15 protein-coding genes are annotated in these 16,158 nt (G+C 69.4%); 9 read left to right on the forward strand and 6 right to left on the reverse strand.

Translation table 11 applies throughout. The annotated features are described in order from the left end of the window. Positions 1-16 precede the first annotated feature (16 nt). The gene (locus tag FFS10_RS18980; protein WP_137896085.1) at positions 17-1,024 is read left to right on the forward strand and encodes an AraC family transcriptional regulator; all 1,008 of its coding nucleotides are present in this window, start codon (positions 17-19) and stop codon (positions 1,022-1,024) included. A gap of 27 nt (positions 1,025-1,051) precedes the next feature. On the opposite strand, the gene FFS10_RS18985 is transcribed toward FFS10_RS18980, so the two are convergent. Continuing rightward, a complete protein-coding gene (locus FFS10_RS18985; RefSeq protein ID WP_137896087.1) occupies positions 1,052-2,074 on the reverse strand; it encodes an AraC family transcriptional regulator in 1,023 nt (340 codons plus the stop codon). Positions 2,075-2,213: 139 nt separating this feature from the next. Here FFS10_RS18985 and FFS10_RS18990 point away from each other — a divergent pair, with 139 nt between their 5' ends. From FFS10_RS18990 to FFS10_RS19000, 3 genes are all read left to right on the forward strand, one after another. Continuing rightward, positions 2,214-3,197 carry a Bug family tripartite tricarboxylate transporter substrate binding protein gene (locus FFS10_RS18990; RefSeq protein WP_137896089.1) on the forward strand — a complete coding sequence of 328 codons (984 nt, stop codon included), beginning with the start codon at positions 2,214-2,216 and terminating at the stop codon, positions 3,195-3,197. A 141-nt stretch (positions 3,198-3,338) separates the two neighbouring features. Next, entirely contained in the window at positions 3,339-4,976 is a 1,638-nt protein-coding gene (locus FFS10_RS18995) for a 3-(methylthio)propionyl-CoA ligase (RefSeq protein WP_137896091.1), read from the forward strand. Positions 4,977-4,995: 19 nt separating this feature from the next. Continuing rightward, positions 4,996-6,021 carry a YeiH family protein gene (locus FFS10_RS19000; protein ID WP_212744150.1) on the forward strand — a complete coding sequence of 342 codons (1,026 nt, stop codon included), beginning with the start codon at positions 4,996-4,998 and terminating at the stop codon, positions 6,019-6,021. A gap of 63 nt (positions 6,022-6,084) precedes the next feature. Here the strand turns inward: FFS10_RS19000 and FFS10_RS19005 are convergent, their stop codons facing one another. The 3 genes from FFS10_RS19005 to FFS10_RS19015 form a co-directional block, all read right to left on the reverse strand. Next, positions 6,085-8,070 (reverse strand): putative bifunctional diguanylate cyclase/phosphodiesterase, encoded by a 1,986-nt coding sequence (locus FFS10_RS19005; protein WP_137896095.1) that lies wholly within the window; start codon positions 8,068-8,070, stop codon positions 6,085-6,087. Positions 8,071-8,075: 5 nt separating this feature from the next. Continuing rightward, entirely contained in the window at positions 8,076-8,639 is a 564-nt protein-coding gene (locus FFS10_RS19010; RefSeq protein ID WP_249931353.1) for a putative pterin-binding protein, read from the reverse strand. 101 nt (positions 8,640-8,740) lie between these two features. After that, positions 8,741-9,109: a GntR family transcriptional regulator gene (locus FFS10_RS19015; protein ID WP_349654592.1), complete on the reverse strand. Its 369-nt coding sequence runs from the start codon at positions 9,107-9,109 to the stop codon at positions 8,741-8,743. Between FFS10_RS19015 and FFS10_RS19020 the strand changes: the two genes are divergently transcribed. Genes FFS10_RS19020 through FFS10_RS19030 form a run of 3 tightly spaced genes read left to right on the forward strand, consistent with a single transcriptional unit; the run spans position 9,108 to position 12,156 of the window. Then, positions 9,108-10,082 carry a Bug family tripartite tricarboxylate transporter substrate binding protein gene (locus FFS10_RS19020; RefSeq protein WP_212744152.1) on the forward strand — a complete coding sequence of 325 codons (975 nt, stop codon included), beginning with the start codon at positions 9,108-9,110 and terminating at the stop codon, positions 10,080-10,082. The two genes, FFS10_RS19015 and FFS10_RS19020, sit on opposite strands and share 2 nt — an antisense overlap. 1 nt (position 10,083) lies before the next feature. After that, the gene (locus tag FFS10_RS19025) at positions 10,084-11,139 is read left to right on the forward strand and encodes an Ldh family oxidoreductase (RefSeq protein WP_212744153.1); all 1,056 of its coding nucleotides are present in this window, start codon (positions 10,084-10,086) and stop codon (positions 11,137-11,139) included. A gap of 39 nt (positions 11,140-11,178) precedes the next feature. Beyond that, on the forward strand, positions 11,179-12,156 hold the full coding sequence (locus FFS10_RS19030) for a Bug family tripartite tricarboxylate transporter substrate binding protein (RefSeq protein ID WP_137896101.1): 978 nt from the start codon (positions 11,179-11,181) through the stop codon (positions 12,154-12,156). 206 nt (positions 12,157-12,362) lie between these two features. Here the strand turns inward: FFS10_RS19030 and metK are convergent, their stop codons facing one another. Continuing rightward, positions 12,363-13,550 (reverse strand): methionine adenosyltransferase, encoded by a 1,188-nt coding sequence (gene metK, locus FFS10_RS19035; RefSeq protein WP_137896103.1) that lies wholly within the window; start codon positions 13,548-13,550, stop codon positions 12,363-12,365. Positions 13,551-13,750: 200 nt separating this feature from the next. On the opposite strand from metK, the gene FFS10_RS19040 reads away from it, so the two are divergent. Together FFS10_RS19040 and FFS10_RS19045 are read left to right on the forward strand one after the other, a co-directional pair. Further along, positions 13,751-14,581 carry a lysophospholipid acyltransferase family protein gene (locus FFS10_RS19040; RefSeq protein ID WP_137896105.1) on the forward strand — a complete coding sequence of 277 codons (831 nt, stop codon included), beginning with the start codon at positions 13,751-13,753 and terminating at the stop codon, positions 14,579-14,581. 12 nt (positions 14,582-14,593) lie between these two features. Next, entirely contained in the window at positions 14,594-15,457 is an 864-nt protein-coding gene (locus tag FFS10_RS19045) for a lysophospholipid acyltransferase family protein (RefSeq protein ID WP_249931354.1), read from the forward strand. On the opposite strand, the gene yihA is transcribed toward FFS10_RS19045, so the two are convergent. Beyond that, positions 15,451-16,116 (reverse strand): ribosome biogenesis GTP-binding protein YihA/YsxC, encoded by a 666-nt coding sequence (yihA, locus tag FFS10_RS19050; RefSeq protein WP_249931355.1) that lies wholly within the window; start codon positions 16,114-16,116, stop codon positions 15,451-15,453. The two genes, FFS10_RS19045 and yihA, sit on opposite strands and share 7 nt — an antisense overlap. Positions 16,117-16,158 lie beyond the last annotated feature (42 nt).

The raw sequence follows: 16,158 nt of genomic DNA on the forward strand, positions 1-16,158 counted from the left end.
GGGGATCGCTCCAACCATGGTCACGCTGGTCCGCGCGGCGGTACTGACGAATTTCTTCGAGGTCGCGCGCGACCTGGGCCTCAACCCGCAGGGCGTGCTGCGCAAGGTCGGGCTCAGCCGCGCGCTGCTGCAGGACCCGGATCAGCGCATTCCCTCCCAGGCGGCCGTGGCCCTGCTGGAGCAGGCCGCGCTGGCCGCCGACTGCCCCAACTTCGGCCTGCGCATGGCCGAGTCGCGCCAGCTGTCCAACTTCGGCGTGGTGAGCCTGCTGATCAGCCACCAGCCCACGCTGCGCGCCGCGCTGGCCACCACCATCGAGTACCGCCACCTGCTCAACGAGACGCTGTCGATGCAGATCGAGGACGCGGGCAAGATGGTGATCGTGCGCGAGGAGGTGGTGGCCGATATGCCCAGCCGACAGGCCACGGAGCTGGCCATAGGCGTGCTGTTTCGCATGTGCGCGGCCCTGCTGGGCGCGCGCTGGCGGCCGCACAGCGTCAACTTCACGCACCAGGCGCCGCCGGACCTGAGCCTGCACCGGCGCCTGTTTGCCTGCCGGCTCGAGTTTTCCAGCGAGTTCAACGGCATCGTCTGCGCGGCGGCCGACCTGGACGCGCCCAACCCCTCCGCCGACCCGGCCATGGTGCGCTACGCACGGCGCTTCGTCGAGTCGCTGCCCCGGATGAACGAGTATTCCGCGGTGCTCGAGGTGCGCAAGGCCATCTACCTGCTGCTGCCCATGGGCCGCGCCACCAGCGAGTCCGTGGCCCAGGGCCTGGGCCTGAGCGTGCGCACCATGCAGCGCCAGCTCGACGAGGGGGGCGCGAGCTTCACCGACCTGCTGGGCGAGGTGCGCCGCGAGCTGGTGCAGCGCTACATGGACAACCGCCAGTACAGCATAGGGCACATCGGCGAGCTGCTGGGCTACAGCACGCCCAGTTCGTTCACGCGCTGGTTCAGCGCGCAGTTCGGCGCGGCGCCGGCGGTGTGGCGCGCCGAGCGCCGCAAGGTGGGGCGACGCTGAAGCCGGAGGGGAGGGCGCTGTGGAGGCTCAGGGCATGGGTGGGTGCTGCGCCTGCTTGCGCCACTGCGTGGCACTGCAGCCGAAGGCCGTGCGGAACCAGTGGCCAAAGGCGCTGGGGGCCGAGAAGCCCAGCAGGCCCGCGACCTCGGCCAGCGGCAGGTCGCTGTCCTTGATCTGGCGCCTCACCAGTTCCGAGCGCACCTCGTCGAGCAGCGTGGAGAACGTGGTTCCCTCGGCGGCGAGATGGCGGTGTATGGTGCGGCGGTCCACTCCCATGTGCTGGGCCACTTGCTGCGCGGTACAGCGCCCACCGGGCAGCAGCGCGGCGATCAGCTGCCGCACGGTGTCGCTGGCGCCGCTGTGCTGGCGCGACAGGGCCTGGTCCAGGTACTGGCGGGCAAAGCGCGCCATGCCCTGGCCGGCCTGCGGCAGGGGGGCCTGCAGGTCCGCTGCCGCGCAGACGATGCCGTTGAAATCGCGGTTGAAATCCACGCGGGGGCCGAAGAACGCGCGGTGGCCCGAGGGGTCGCGCGGCGGGCGGTGCGCGAAGCACACGCGCAGCGGCTTCCACTGCGGGCCCGCCAGCTCGTGCAGGATGCGGTACATCACGCCCACCGCCAGCTCCATGGACTGGCGCGTCGACGAGGAGTGCTTGCCCAGCAACTCCTCGCGTATGGTCACCGTGTCCCCCGCCTCCTCGATGCGGGTGAGCAGCGAGGCATTGAGCAGCCGCAGGTAGCGGCACAGGGTGTCCAGGGCCTGGCGCACGGTCGCTTCCTCCTTGAGCACCAGGCTGATCGGCCCCAGGTTGGCGAAGCTGCGCCGCGCCGCCAGCCGCAGGGCGAAGTCCTCCAAGCCGGTGGCGTGGGCGCTGAGCTCGAGCAGCTCGCGCACCGCTTCGGCGGCGATCGGGGTCTCGGGGTCGTCCAGGCAGCGCGGCGGCAGGCCCACGCGCCGCATCATGGCGTGGGCGTCCAGGCCCAGCGACTGGGCCAGGTCCAGGTAACCGATCAGGCTGGCGCTGCGTACGGTGGTGAGAGGTGTCGACATGACCCTGTCCCAATTTCGATATTCGCTGTCCCGGATTATCAAGCAGCCAGGGCGATCTGTTCCTACCATTGGGCAACGATGCGGCGATCGCATGCGCGCCGGATCGGGTTTCACCCCAAGAGTTCGACCAGGAGACAAAATGTTTGCAAGCTTCACCACCCGTCGTGCGCACAGGACCCTGTGCGCCACGCTGCTGGCCCTGGCGGTGCCCGCCGCCATGGCCTGGACCGACAAACCCGTCAAACTGCTGGTGCCTGCGCCAGCCGGCGGCACCATCGACGTGGTCGCGCGCATCGTCGCGGACCAGCTGGCAGCCGAGATAGGGCAGCCGGTGATCGTGGACAACAAGCCCGGCGCCGGTGGCGCCATCGCGGTCAAGGCGATGATCGCCGCACCCGCCGACGGACAGACCATCATGATGACGGCCAGCAATGTGCTGACCGAGATCCCCCATGTGCTCAAGGGCGGCTTCGATCCGCTCAAGGACGTCAAGCCCGTGGCCGCGCTGGCCCGCTCGGTCATGGTGCTCGTGGGCGCGCCCAATTTCCCGCCCAAGGACCTCAAGTCGCTGATCAGCCATGTCAAGGCCAACCCGGGCAAGGTCAGTTTTGCTTCGTACAGCGCCGGCACGGCGTCCCACTACGCCGGGATGATCCTCAACCAGAAGGCGGGGCTGGACATGCAGCATGTGCCTTTTGCGGGCTCCGCACCTGCGCTCGCCCAGGTCATGGGCGGACAGATCCCCATCATGTTCGACGGCATGGCCACGTCCAAGCCCATGATAGGCGCCAGCAAGGTGCAGGTCTATGGCGTGGCGGCGAAGACGCGCTCGTCCCATCTGCCGCAAGTGCCCACCCTGGCCGAGCAAGGCTATCCGGAGCTGGACTTCGGCAACTGGATCGGCGTCGTGGTCTCGGCGGGCGTGTCGCCCGAGCTCACGGAGAAGATGCACCGGGCGCTGGACAAGGTCGCCGCCCTGCCCAAGGTGCGCGAGCGCCTGGTCTCTGCCGGCTTCGAGCCCGTCGGGGAAATGTCCACCGCGCAGCTTGCCCAGGACCTGCGGGCCGAGTTCGAGCGCAACGCCGCCATCGTCAAGACCTTCGACATCAAGCTCAATCAGTGAGCGCCATAGCGGGCCAGCGCGCCCGCCAGCCTTGCCCCGAGGCTTGGCATGAAATGGCAAATCCCTGTCGCCGAATGCCAAGCCCTCGCGCTGCCGTTTGAGAACAATCGCGGCACCACCCCATCCCGGAGAGACAAGCCCATGAACGGACAGATGATGCAGCAGCCGCTGCTGATCTCTTCCCTGCTGCGCCACGCCGAGCGCCACCACGGCGAGCAGCAGGTGGTGTCGCGCCGCGTGGAGGGCGACATCCACCGCTACAGCTACCGCGATCTGGCAGCGCGTGCGCGCCGCCTGGCCAAGGCGCTTGCGGCGCTGGGCGTGGGGCAGGGGGCCCGCGTGGGCACCATCGCCTGGAACGGCTATCGCCACCTCGAGCTCTACTACGCGGTGTCCGGCTCGGGGGCCGTGCTGCACACGCTCAACCCGCGGCTGCACGCGGACCAGCTGGTCTGGATCGCCGACCATGCCGAGGACCAGGTGCTGTGCTTCGACAAGGGCTTCCTGCCGCTGGTCGAGGCCGTCGCCTCGCGCCTGGCCTCGGTCAGGCATTTCGTGCTGATGACCGACCGCGAGCACATGCCGGCGCAGACCGCCATCCCCAAGCTGCTGTGTTACGAGGACCTGATTGACGGCCAGGACGACCGCTTCGAATGGCCGGAGTTCGACGAGAACCAGGCCTCCAGCCTCTGCTACACCAGCGGCACCACCGGCCACCCCAAGGGCGTGCTGTACAGCCATCGCTCCACGGTGCTGCACAGCTATGCCTCGGCCCTGCCCGACGCGCTCAAGCTCTCGGCGCGCGACACCATCCTGCCCGTGGTGCCCATGTTCCACGTCAACGCCTGGGGCCTGCCCTATTCGGCCTGCATGGTGGGCGCCAAGCTGGTCTTCCCCGGCCCGGGCCTGGACGGCACGTCGCTCTACGAGCTGTTCGAGGCCGAGGGCGTGACGCTGTCGGCCGGCGTGCCCACCGTGTGGCAGGGCCTGCTCGCGCATGTGCAGAGCCAGGAGCTGCGCTTTTCCACCATGAACCGCACCATCATCGGCGGCTCGGCCTGCCCGCCCGCGATGATGGAGACCTTCGAGGACCGCTACGGCGTGCAGGTGATCCATGCCTGGGGCATGACCGAGCTCAGCCCGGTGGGCACGGTCTGCACGCTCAAGGGCGAGCAGCTGGCCTGGCCCAAGTCGCGGCGCCGCGCCATCCAGGCCAAGCAGGGGCGCTCGGTGTTCGGCATCGACATGAAGATCGTGGACGAGCAAGGCGAGGCGCTGCCCTGGGACGGCCAGAGCGCGGGCGAGCTGCTGGTGCGCGGCCCCTGGGTGGTCGAGCGCTACCTCAAGGGCGAGAAGAGCCCGCTGGTGATGCACGGCGGCCAGGGCTGGTTCCCCACCGGCGACGTCGCCACCATCGACGCCCAGGGCTTCATGAACATCACCGACCGCAGCAAGGACGTGATCAAGTCGGGCGGCGAGTGGATAGGCTCGATCGACCTGGAGAACATCGCCATGGCGCACCCGGCCGTGGCCATGGCCGCCTGCATCGCGGCGCGCCATCCCAGATGGGACGAGCGGCCGCTGCTGGTGGTGACCCGAAAGCCCGGCGCGCAGCTCGGCCGCGACGAGCTGCTGGCTTTCTACGAGGGCAAGATCGCCAAATGGTGGACGCCCGACGACGTGGTGTTCGTCGACGCCATCCCCCTGGGGGCGACCGGCAAGGTGCTCAAGAACCAGCTGCGCGAGCAGTTCCAGGACCAGCTGGTCGGGCGGGCCTGAAGCGATGGCCACACTTCAAATGTCCTCGCTCCACGCCAAGGCCTCGCGCTGGTCCTCCGGCGTGATCGTGAGCGGCATCGTGGCCGTGGCCGCGATGTTCCTGGCCGACCATTACGGCGCGCCGGTGATGCTGTTCGCCCTGCTGCTGGGCATGGCGGTGAACTTCCTGTCGCAGGACGAGCGCTGCGCCCCGGGCATCGACTTCACGGCCAGGCAGCTGCTGCGCCTGGGCGTGGCCCTGCTGGGCCTGCGCATCACCGCGGCCCAGGTCATGGCGCTGGGCTGGCAGCCGGTGGCCATGGTGGTGGTGGCCGTGGCGCTCACCATCGCCTGCGGCATGGCTCTGGCGCGGCTGATGGGCTTCAGGATGTTCTTTGGCCTGCTGACCGGCGGCGCGGTGGCCATCTGCGGCGCCTCGGCCGCGCTGGCCCTGGCGGCGGCCATGCCGCAGCATCCGCTCAAGGAGCGCGCCACGCTGTTCACCGTGATCGGCGTCAGCACGCTCTCGACCCTGGCCATGGTGCTCTATCCCATGCTCACCCAGGCGCTGGGCATGGACGCGCTGGGCGCCGGCTTCTTCATCGGCGGCACCATCCACGACGTGGCCCAGGTGGTGGGCGCGGGCTACAGCCTGTCGCACGAGGCCGGCGACGCGGCCACCCTGGTCAAGCTGATGCGCGTGGCCATGCTGCTGCCGGTGATCGCACTCGCCGCCTGGCTGGCGCGGCGCCAGGAGCTGGCGCAGGGCGGCGAGGGAGGCCTGGGGCCGCGTCCGCCGCTGCTGCCCTGGTTCGCCGTGGCCTTCGCGCTGCTGGTCGCGCTCAACAGCACGGGCTGGCTGCCCGGCGCCGTGGTGGCCGCTGGCAAGAGCGCGTCGCAGGGCTGCCTGATCGCCGCCATGGCCGCGATCGGCATGAAGACCCACCTCAAGGAGATCCTCACGGTGGGCTGGAAGCCGGTGGCGTTGATGGTGGCCGAGACCGCCTTCCTGGCCGCCTTGTTCTACGGCCTGCTGGTCTTGGCCGGGATGCAGGCCCATGGCTGATGAGCTGGCGGGCACCGGGGGGGCCGTGGCCAGCGCCCGGCTGCCGGCCTGAGGTTCGCGCGCTCAGGTCATTTCGGCGGGCGCGGTGCAGGCCTGCAGCAAGGTTTCCAGTGGTTCGGGCCGGTGCCAGTGGTAGCCCTGGCCATAGTCCACGCCGAAGCCCTGCAGCATCTCGGCCACCTCGGCGTTCTCTATCCATTCGGCAATGGTCGTCTTGCCGGTGGCGCGCGCCACGTCGCAGATCGCGCGCACCGTGACCTGGTTGATCGGGTCGCGGATCAGGTTGCGCATGAACTGGCCGTCGATCTTGAGGAAGTCCGCCGGCAGGTTCTTGAGGTAGCCGAAGGAGGACATGCCGCTGCCGAAATCGTCCAACGAGATTTTTGCGCCCAGACGGCGCAGCGCCTCGAAAAAGGTCGCTGAATCGCCCAGGTGGGTGATGGCCGAGGTCTCGGTGATCTCGAAGCAGAGCTTGGCCGTAGGAAAACCCGGCAGCTCCAGCCAGCGCAGCACGTTGCGCCGGAAGTCCCGGTCGCCGATCGACTGGCCGGAGAGGTTGATCGCCAGCGAGTCGACGCGCTTGAGGGCCTCGGCATGCTCCGACATCCATTCGAACATGCTGTGGACCACCCAGCGGTCCAGGCGCGGCGTCATGCCGTAGTGCTCGGCCGCGGGCAGGAAGGCGCCAGGGGCGATCACCTGGCCATTGTCGTCCAGGCGCAACAGGATTTCGGCCTTGATGCCCGAGGATCGGCTGCGTTTGAGCGGCATGATGCGCTGCCAGTAGAGACGCAGGTGGCCGTCGTCCAGCGCGTTCTCCAGCTTTTGCACCCAGTACAGGTTGCCGCGCATGTCCTGCTCGCCTTGCTCGCCCTCGCGGTAGACGTGGACGCGGTTGCGGCCTTCCTCCTTGGCCGCATAGCAGGCGGCATCGGCGGCCTGGCGGACGGCGCTGGTGGTCTGCCAGCGGCCATGCAGCGAAACCAGGCCGATGCTGACGCTGACATGGAAGCGCTGGCCTTCGTACGTGAATCGGTATTCATCGAGCAGTCGGCAGATCTCGTGTGCCAGCGGCAGGGCGCGGGTCACCGTGCAGTTTTCGAGGATGACGCCGAACTCGTCGCCGCCCAGTCGCGCCACGGTGTCGCTGCCGCGGATCGGCCCGGCGATCAGCTCGGCCACCTGGCGCAGCAGCTGGTCGCCGGCCTGGTGGCCGCAGCTGTCGTTGACGATCTTGAAGCGGTCGAGGTCCATGAACAGGACGGCGTGCTCGGCGCCGCGGTTGCGCGCGGACTCCAGGCGGCTTTGGAGGATGCGCTCGAATTCGTCGCGGTTGACGAGCTTGGTCAGCGAGTCGTGCGCCGCGCGGTGGCTGACCTCGCGGTGCAGCTGCTCCAGGTCGCTGCTGCGGCGGTTGGCCACCTGCATCTGGCGCAGGGCCAGGCCGCCGAAGGCCACGGCCAGCAGGGCCATCAGCGCGAAGGAGCCCGTGGCGAACAGCGTCAGGCGGCGCAGGTTTCCGAGCTGGAGGGCGTTCTGTTCGTTCTGGATGGCATTGGAGGCCAGCACCAGGGAACGTACAGCCGGCCGGACCGCGTCCGACATGCGCTTGAGCCGCTGCAGCGTGGCCGCGTCGTAGCTGGGCGCCTCCTGGTCGCTCGGGAAATAGCGGCCGGCCTGCTCGAACAGGGGTGAGAGCTCCGCGATCGCGCCGGCATAGTTCGGATGCTGGGCCACCAGGGCCGGCGCATGCCCTTCGCGGATCAGGCCATAGCGGCTGGCGAAGATCTGGTAGCGCAGGTTCAGCTGGTCCATGGAGGCCCCCTGCCCCCTGGACAGCAGGACCTGCGTCAGCTGGTCGTTGAACCTGAGGTGCTCGACCTCGAACTGGAAGAAGTTCCAGCTCACGGCGGTCTCGCCCGCCGTCATGGTTTCCTCGAAGCTGTTCCACTGCCGGTGTTGCAGCAAGCCTATGCCGGCGAACAGCAGGGTGATCACGACCGCCAGCAGGACCAGCAGCCGGCGCAGCTTGGTGCGATAAGCACCCATGGGCCTCACTTCACGGTGATCGAACTGATCTGCCAGATCGAGCGGCCGTAGTAAAGGTCGTTCTTGAGTTCGAGGCGGCTGTCGAAGGGATAGACGAGAAACAGCGGGCCCTTGTCGCGCACGCTCAGGCGCTTGCCGTCGACCTCGTAGGACAGGATGGGGTCGAAGCGCTCGGCGTCCTCGATCGGGACTTCGACCGCGTAGTCGTTGAGCGCGACGATGCGCAGGGTCTTGCCTTGCGCGCCCACGGCGTCCAGCAGGTCCTTGAGTCGCGGGCCCTTGAAGGTCACGGCCTGCTTGTACCAGGGTGTGCGGGTGTGGATGCTGTGCGCGGGCAGGGCCCGGACCATGGCGGCGTCGAAGACCGCGGCATCGGCCGTGTTGCGCACGCCGATGTTGCCGCTGACGGTGAGAATGACCGAGCCTTTGGGCTGGGGCAGCTTGCCCGGCTGCGTGGCAGCACCGGCAGGCGGGTTGCCCGTGGCCTGCGCGAGCAGGGGGGGCGTGCCGCCCAGGGCCAAGAAGGCCAGCGTGGCGGTGGCGGCCATGCGGGTGATCGTGCGGTTCATGCGGATCCTCCTTCGCGCCGGACTTGGCGCCCGTTCTTTATGAGCGATCATATGCGCAAACCATGGCGGGATGCGACCAGGGGCCGCCAGCCGCCCGTGGCCTAGGCTGAGACGTAATCGGGGTAGCGCTGGCAGATCTCGTCGATCTGGCTCAGCGTGCCCGACAGGTGCTCGCGCAGCCGGGCCTGCGCCGCCTCGGGGTCATGCTGGGCGATCGCGTCGACGATGCAGCGGTGGTCGCGCACCACGGCCTGGGCCTTGCCGGCGCTGGGCAGGTGCAGGCGGCGCAGGCGGTCCACATGGCCCGAGCCCCGGCGCACCAGGTCCCAGAGGTCGGGCAGGCCGGCGGCCTCGTACATCTGGCGGTGGAAGGACTGGTCGGCCGCCACGAACTCGCTGTAGTCGTCGCCGCCGATCAGGGCCGCCTGCAGGTCGACCTGGGCGCGCAGCCGCGCCAGCAGGACAAGCATGAGCAACCGACGCGACTTCGTGAAGGCTTCCGCCTCGCTGGCCCTGGCCGGCCTGGGCGGCAGCGCCCTGGCCCAGGCCTGGCCGACCCGGCCCCTGCGCATCATCGTGCCGTTCGCGCCCGGCGGCACCTCGGACGTGATCGCCCGCCTGATCAGCAAGCCGCTCGGCGATGCGCTAGGCGTTTCGGTGATCGTGGAGAACAAGACCGGCGCCAACGGCATCGTCGGCGCCGCGGCCACCGCGCAGGCCACCGACGAGCACACGCTGCTGCTGTCGGACATGAGCTCGCTGGCGATCGGCCCGCTGATCACCAAGGACATGCCCTACAAGCCCGCCGACCTCAAGGGCGTGACCATGCTGGCCTACTCGCCCCACCTGCTGGTGGCGCATCCTTCGGTGCAGGCGTCCAACATGGGCGAGCTGGTCGCGCTGTCGCAGCGCAGCCCGCTCAACGTGTCCTCGGCCGGCTCGGGCTCGGCCAACCACCTGGGCGTGGTGGACATCGCGCTCGGCACCGGCCTGAAGTGGCAGCATGTGCCGTTCCGCGGCGGCGCGGCCGCGCTGGCCGACACGGCCGCCGGCAACACGCAGCTGTGCCTGAACGGCATGCTCGCGACGCTGCCGCTGGTGCAGGGCGGCCGGCTCAAGGTGATAGGCGTGAGCAAGCGCACGCGCATGGCCTTGCTGGCCGACGTGCCGACCCTTGCCGAGCAGGGCGTGAAGGACTTCGAATCCGGTACCTACCAGGGCGTGGCCGTGCCGGCCAGCCTGCCCAAGGCCGCGGCCGAGAAGCTCAGCGCTGCCCTGATCCGCGTGATTCGCGCGCCCGAGATGCGCGCGCGCCTGGCGGCGGCCGGCGCCGAGGTGATGACCTCCTCGCCGCAGGAGACGACCGAATTCCTGCTGCGCGAGGGCAAGCGGTGGGCCAGCGTGATCCAGCGCGCCGGCAAGAACATCGAAGGGATGGCCTGATTTGAGCTCCGAATCCTTTGCCATCGACGCGCTGGAGCGTTTCGCTGCGGCGCTGTACCGCGCCGCCGGCATGGACGCCGAGAAGGCCGACTGCGTGGCGCGCCTGCAGCTGCTCACCGACGCCATGGGGCGCCGCACCCATGGCCTGGCCATGGCGCCGCTGTACCTGGCCGAGATCGCCAAGGGCGGCATGCAGGTCGGCGGCGAGCCCGAGGTGATCAAGGACAAGGGCGCGACCCTGGTCTGGGACGGCGGCTACCTGCCCGGCCTGTGGCTGGTGAACCGCGCCATAGAGACGGCCATGCCGCGCGTGGCCGAACTCGGCGTGGTCTCGGTCGCGATCCGCAGGAGCCTCCACATCGGCTGCCTGGCGGCGCTGGTCAAGCAGGCCGCCGACCGCGGCTATGTCGCGATCATCGCCAACTCCGACCCCGCCGGCCAGCGCGTCGCGCCCTATGGCGGCACCGAGGCGCTGTTCACGCCCAATCCCTTCGCCGTCGGCTACCCCGGCGCCGACCATCCGGTGCTGGTGGACATCTGCGCCTCCATCACCACCACCTCGATGACGCGCCAGAAGCACGCGGCCGGCGAGCTGTTCGAGCATCCCTGGCTGCTCGACGCCCAGGGCCGGCCCACGCGCGATCCCTCGGTGCTCGAGCACCAGCAGCCGCGCGGCTCGCTGCAGCTGATCGGCGGCCAGGAATACGGCCACAAGGGCTTCGGCCTGGCGCTGATGATCGAGGCCCTGTCGCGGGGCTTGGCCGGCCATGGGCGCAGGGACGCGCCCAAGCGCTGGGGCGGCAACGTGTTCCTGCAGGTCCTGGACCCGGACTTCTTCGCCGGCCGTGAGGCCTTCGCCGAGCAGGTGGACCACCTGTCCGAGCGATGCCGCAGCAACCGTCCGGTCGATCCCGCGCGGCCGGTGCGCGTGCCCGGCGACCAGGCGGCCAGCAGCCTCGCGCGGGCGCAGGCGGATGGCCTGGCCTACGACGAAGCCACCTGGCAGGCGCTGAACGACTGGGCCCGCAAGCTCGGCGTGAGCTCGCCCGCCACCTGATTCCCACCCAACCGCAAGCACAACTTCAGAGGAGACACCATGCCCTTGACCCGACGCACCGCCATGCTCGCGCTGGCCGCTCTTTGCGCGCCTGCCATCGCCCTTGCCCAGGACTGGCCCAGCGCCAAGCCCATCAGCTACATCGTGCCCTTCACGCCGGGCGGCTCGACCGACATCATCGGCCGCACCCTGGCGCAGAAGCTGCAGGAGTCGCTGAGGCAGTCCGTGGTGGTCGAGAACAAGCCCGGCCAAGCCGGCGGCATAGGCGCGTCCTACGTGGCCAAGGCGCTGGCCGACGGCTACACGCTGTTCGGCGGCACCATCAGCACCCACGCGATCAACGCCAGCCTCTACAAGAATCTGTCCTACGACCCGGTGAAGGACTTCGAGCCCGTGGCCCTGGTCGCGACCCTGCCCAACGTGCTGATCATCAACCCCAACCTGGGCGTGAACTCGGTGGCCGAGCTGGTCGCGCTGCTCAGGAAGGACCCGAGCAAGCGCAGCTTCGCCTCGTCCGGCGCCGGCACCTCCACGCACCTGGCGGGCGAGATGTTCGGCGACCTGATCGGCGTGCCGCTGACCCATGTGCCCTACAAGGGCACGCCGCCGGCGCTGACCGATGTGGCCTCGGGCCAGGTGCCCTTCATGTTCGACCAGATGACGGCCGCGCTGCCGCTGGCCAAGGCCGGCCGCCTCAAGCTGCTGGCCGTGACGACGGCAAAACGCATGGCGCTGGCGCCCGAGCTGCCCACCATGATGGAGTCGGGCGTGCCCGGCTTCGAGATGTCGTCCTGGCAGGCGGTCTACGCGCCCAAGGGCACGCCCAAGGCGATCGTGCAGAAGCTCAACGCCGAGATCGTCAAGGCGCTCAAGCAGCCCGACGTGCAGGCCAAGCTCGCCGGCCAGCTCGGCATGGAGATCGTCGGCAGCAGCCCGGAGGAACTGGCGGCCCACATGGCGCGCGAGATCCCGCGCTGGGCCGAGCTCGTGAAGAAGTCGGGCGCCACGCCGGGCTGAGCCCGAAGAAAAGGCCCGCCGGAGCGGGCCAGGTTCCAGGGGCGCTCTATCGGTCCTTTGGTTTCCTCTCACATCGGCTACGCCGATATGAGCGTCGCCCGAGAACCGATACCGCGCTGACGCGCGGCGCTGCCGCCTTGTGGTGACCGCATCACATCGCTGCGCGATATGAGCGGGCCCCCGAGCCGCTGACGCCGCAAGGCGGCTCAGCCTTTCAGGCCTGCTGCGTCCCGCAGCACAGCGGCTCGATCCGTCCGCTCCCAGGTGAACTCGGGTTCCTCGCGGCCGAAGTGGCCGTAGGCGGCGGTCTTCTCGTAGATCGGGCGCAAGAGATCCAGCATCTGGATGATGCCCTTGGGACGCAGGTCGAAATGCTCGTTGACCAGGGCGGCGATCTTCTCGTCGGAGATCACCCCCGTGCCTTCGGTGTAGACCGTCACGTTCATGGGGCGCGCCACACCGATCGCATAGGCGACCTGGATCTGGCATTGCCGCGCCAGCCCCGCGGCGACGATGTTCTTGGCCACGTAGCGCGCCGCGTAAGCGGCCGAGCGGTCGACCTTGGTCGGGTCCTTGCCCGAGAAAGCGCCGCCGCCGTGCGGGCAGGCGCCGCCGTAGGTGTCGACGATGATCTTGCGTCCGGTGAGGCCGCAGTCGCCCTGCGGGCCGCCGATGACGAAGCGGCCCGTGGGGTTGATCAGGTACTTGGTCTCCCTGAGCCATTCGCGCGGCAGCACGGGCTTGATGATCTCCTCGATGATGGCCTCGGTGAAGCTGGCCTTCATCTTGGTCGCCGTCTCGCTCTGGTCGGGGCTGTGCTGGGTCGACAGCACCACGGTGTCTATGCTGTGCGGCTTGCCGTCGACATAGCGCATCGTGACCTGGCTCTTGGCGTCCGGGCGCAGGAAGGGCAGGCGGCCGTCCTTGCGCAGCTGGGCCTGGCGCTCGACCAGGCGGTGCGCGTAGTAGATCGGCGCGGGCATGAGCTCGGGTGTTTCGTCGCAGGCGTAGCCGAACATCAGGCCCTGGTCGCCGGCGCCGGTGTTCAGGTGGTCGTCCGAGGCCTGGTCCACGCCCTGGGCGATGTCGTTGCTCTGCTTGTCGTAGGCCACCAGCACCGCGCAGCCCTTGTGGTCTATGCCGTACTCGGTGTTGTCGTAGCCGATGCGCTTGATGGTGTCGCGCGCCACCTGGATGTAGTCCACATGGGCGTTGGTCGTGATCTCGCCGGCCAGCACCACCAGGCCGGTGTTGGTCAGCGTCTCGGCGGCCACGCGCGAGCGCGGGTCCTGCTTGAAGATGGCGTCCAGGATGGCGTCCGAGATCTGGTCCGCCACCTTGTCGGGGTGGCCTTCGGAAACCGATTCGGAGGTGAAGAGAAAGTCGTTCGCCATTGAAAAAACTCCTTTGTTCGGCGGTCGGCAAGCGGTTGTTGCGCTGCCTCGAACCCTGGAGCCTCGGCGAACGCTTTAGCAGATTTGTCAGAATCCCTGACAGGGCACAATCGCACGGCTGTTGTGCGCGGCGCTTGTGCTTCGTCGCCCTGCAAGTTGCTCATTTAACTCAGCGACGCCCCGATTTTAACCATTTGCGCATGTCCGCCCTGTTCCGGTTCTTTTCCCTCTGGCCCCTGGGGCTGCTCCATGCGCTGGGGGCGGCGCTGGGCTGGCTGTCCTTCCTGCTGTCGCCGCTCTACCGCCGCCGCTTCCTGGCCAACGCCGCCCGGGCCGGCTATGGCTTCGCCCAGGTGCGCGCGGCCGTGGCCCATGCCGGGCGCATGACGGCCGAGCTGCCGCGCCTGTGGCTGGGCGCGGCGCCGCGCCTGGAATGGGAGGGTGAGGCCTGCCTGGAAGCCGCCTATGCGGCCGGGCGCGGCGTGGTCTTCCTCACGCCGCACATGGGCTGTTTCGAGGTCTGCGCCCAGGCCGTGGGCGCGCGCTACGCCGCGCAGCATGGCGCGCTCACCGTGCTGTACCGGCCGGCGCGCCAGCCCTGGCTGGCCGAGCTGATGGCGGGCGCGCGCCGGCGGCCCGGGCTGGAAACCGCGCCGACCACGCTGGCCGGCGTGCGCCAGATGCTCAAGGCCCTGCGCGCCGGGCGCGCCGTGGGCCTGCTGCCCGACCAGGTGCCGCCCGAAGGCCTGGGCCTGTGGGCGCCATTCTTCGGCCAGCCGGCCTACACCATGACCCTGGGCGCGCGGCTGGCGCTGCAGACCGGTGCCGCCGTGCTGCTGGTCTGGGGCGAGCGCCTGCCCTGGGGGCGCGGCTTTCGCCTGCATTTCAGCGAGTTGCGCCAGCCGCTCGCAGAACCGCTGGAGGCCGCGGTGCAGCAGATCAATCAAGAGATGGAGCGGCTGATCCGCGAGTGCCCGCAGCAGTACCTGTGGGGCTACGCGCGCTACAAGCAGCCGCGCAAGGAGGGTTAGAGCTTGTCCTTCATGCAACACCCCGGCATCCTGTTCATGCGCCTGATCGCGCCGCTGCCGCTGCCCTGGCTGCGTGGCTTCGGCGCCCTGCTGGGCCGCCTGCTGTACTGGCTGGCCGCGCCGCGGCGGCGCGTGGTCCTGGTCAACCTGGCGTTGTGCTTCCCCAATCGCTCCGAGGCCGAGCGGCGCGCGCTGGCGCGCCAGACCTTCGTCCACTTCGCCCAGGCCTGGCTGGACCGCTCCTGGCTCTGGCACGGCGACCCGGCGGTGCTGCGCCGGCGCCTGAAACTGGTCGGTGCGGTGCACGAGTTCGAAGGCGATGCGCCGGTCGTGATGTTCGCGCCGCACTTCATGGGTCTGGACGCGGGTGGCACGGCGCTGTCGCTGCTGGTGCCGCGCGCCTTCGCCAGCATCTACACGCCCCAGCCCAATCCGGCCGTCGACGCCTGGATCCGCGCGGGACGGCTGCGCTTCGGCCAGACCCGGCTGTGCTACCGCGCCGACGGCGTCAAGCCCATCGTCAAGGCCCTGCGCGAGGGCGCCCTGCTGTACCTGCTGCCGGACATGAATTTCGGGCCGCAGGAGTCGATCTTCGTGCCGTTCTACGGCGTGCCCGCGGCCACCGTGCCTTCGCTGTCGCGCTTTGCCAGGCTGGGGCGGGCCAAGGTGGTGCCGGTGACCACGCGCATGACGCCCGAGGGCTACGAGGTGCGGGTGCACCCGGCCTGGGCCGACTTCCCCAGCGACGACGTCGAGGCCGACACGGCGCTCATGAACCGGCGCCTGGAGGCCCTGATAGACACCATGCCGGCCCAGTACTACTGGGTGCACAAGCGCTTCAAGACGCGGCCGCCGGGCGAGGCGGCGGTTTACTGAACCGGCGCCTCGGGTGGCTGCGCTCCGCTCTCGGCCCCGGCGGCTTCGGGCGGGACGGGCGGATGGGCCCATTGCCACAGCAGCTGGGCGGCCTCGTCCACGCCCTGGCGCTTGAGCGCGGAAAACAGCTTGACCTCGCCGCCGCCGGCTTGCAGGCGCGCGATCGACAAGGCCTTGTTGGCCTCGACGCGCGTCAGCTTGTCGGCCTTGGTCAGCAGCACCAGGAACTTCAGCCCCTGCTCGACGCGCGGTCGGATCACGTCGAGCAGGATCTCGTCGAGCTCGGTCAGGCCGTGGCGCGGGTCGCACAGCAGCACCACGCCCACCAGGTTCTCGCGCGTGACCAGGTAGTTGGCCATCACGCGCTGCCAGCGGATCTTGTCCTGCTTGGGCACGGCGGCGTAGCCATAGCCGGGCAGGTCGGCCAGCACGGCGTCGGTCAGGCCCTGCTTGCCCAGGGAAAACAGGTTGATGTGCTGGGTGCGGCCAGGCTTCTTGGAGGCGAAGGCCAGCTGCTTTTGCTGCGTCAGGGTGTTGATGCAGGTGCTCTTGCCGGCGTTGGAGCGGCCGACGAAGGCGATCTCGGGCAACTCCAGCGCCGGCAGGTGGTGCAGCTGCGCCGCCGTGGTCAGGAAGCGGGCGGTGTGCATCCAGCCCATGGCGACCACCGGAGTAGGCAGGCTGGGCGGGTTGGCGGGCGG

The organism is Ramlibacter sp. 2FC (assembly GCF_005503345.1).
Lineage (GTDB): Bacteria > Pseudomonadota > Gammaproteobacteria > Burkholderiales > Burkholderiaceae_C > SCMQ01.

What these genes read in the sequence shown, in the direction of transcription:
- FFS10_RS19010 (WP_249931353.1), bottom strand. Translation starts at nt 8,639, where the DNA reads ATGAACCGCACGATCACCCGCATGGCCGCCACCGCCACGCTGGCCTTC.
- metK (WP_137896103.1), bottom strand. Translation starts at nt 13,550, where the DNA reads ATGGCGAACGACTTTCTCTTCACCTCCGAATCGGTTTCCGAAGGCCAC.
- FFS10_RS19005 (WP_137896095.1), bottom strand. Translation starts at nt 8,070, where the DNA reads ATGGGTGCTTATCGCACCAAGCTGCGCCGGCTGCTGGTCCTGCTGGCG.
- FFS10_RS19045 (WP_249931354.1), top strand. Translation starts at nt 14,594, where the DNA reads ATGCAACACCCCGGCATCCTGTTCATGCGCCTGATCGCGCCGCTGCCG.
- FFS10_RS18985 (WP_137896087.1), bottom strand. Translation starts at nt 2,074, where the DNA reads ATGTCGACACCTCTCACCACCGTACGCAGCGCCAGCCTGATCGGTTAC.
- FFS10_RS18990 (WP_137896089.1), top strand. Translation starts at nt 2,214, where the DNA reads ATGTTTGCAAGCTTCACCACCCGTCGTGCGCACAGGACCCTGTGCGCC.
- FFS10_RS19030 (WP_137896101.1), top strand. Translation starts at nt 11,179, where the DNA reads ATGCCCTTGACCCGACGCACCGCCATGCTCGCGCTGGCCGCTCTTTGC.
- FFS10_RS19020 (WP_212744152.1), top strand. Translation starts at nt 9,108, where the DNA reads ATGAGCAACCGACGCGACTTCGTGAAGGCTTCCGCCTCGCTGGCCCTG.
- FFS10_RS18980 (WP_137896085.1), top strand. Translation starts at nt 17, where the DNA reads ATGGTCACGCTGGTCCGCGCGGCGGTACTGACGAATTTCTTCGAGGTC.
- FFS10_RS19000 (WP_212744150.1), top strand. Translation starts at nt 4,996, where the DNA reads ATGTCCTCGCTCCACGCCAAGGCCTCGCGCTGGTCCTCCGGCGTGATC.
- FFS10_RS19040 (WP_137896105.1), top strand. Translation starts at nt 13,751, where the DNA reads ATGTCCGCCCTGTTCCGGTTCTTTTCCCTCTGGCCCCTGGGGCTGCTC.
- FFS10_RS19015 (WP_349654592.1), bottom strand. Translation starts at nt 9,109, where the DNA reads ATGCTTGTCCTGCTGGCGCGGCTGCGCGCCCAGGTCGACCTGCAGGCG.
- yihA (WP_249931355.1), bottom strand. Translation starts at nt 16,116, where the DNA reads ATGGGCTGGATGCACACCGCCCGCTTCCTGACCACGGCGGCGCAGCTG.
- FFS10_RS18995 (WP_137896091.1), top strand. Translation starts at nt 3,339, where the DNA reads ATGAACGGACAGATGATGCAGCAGCCGCTGCTGATCTCTTCCCTGCTG.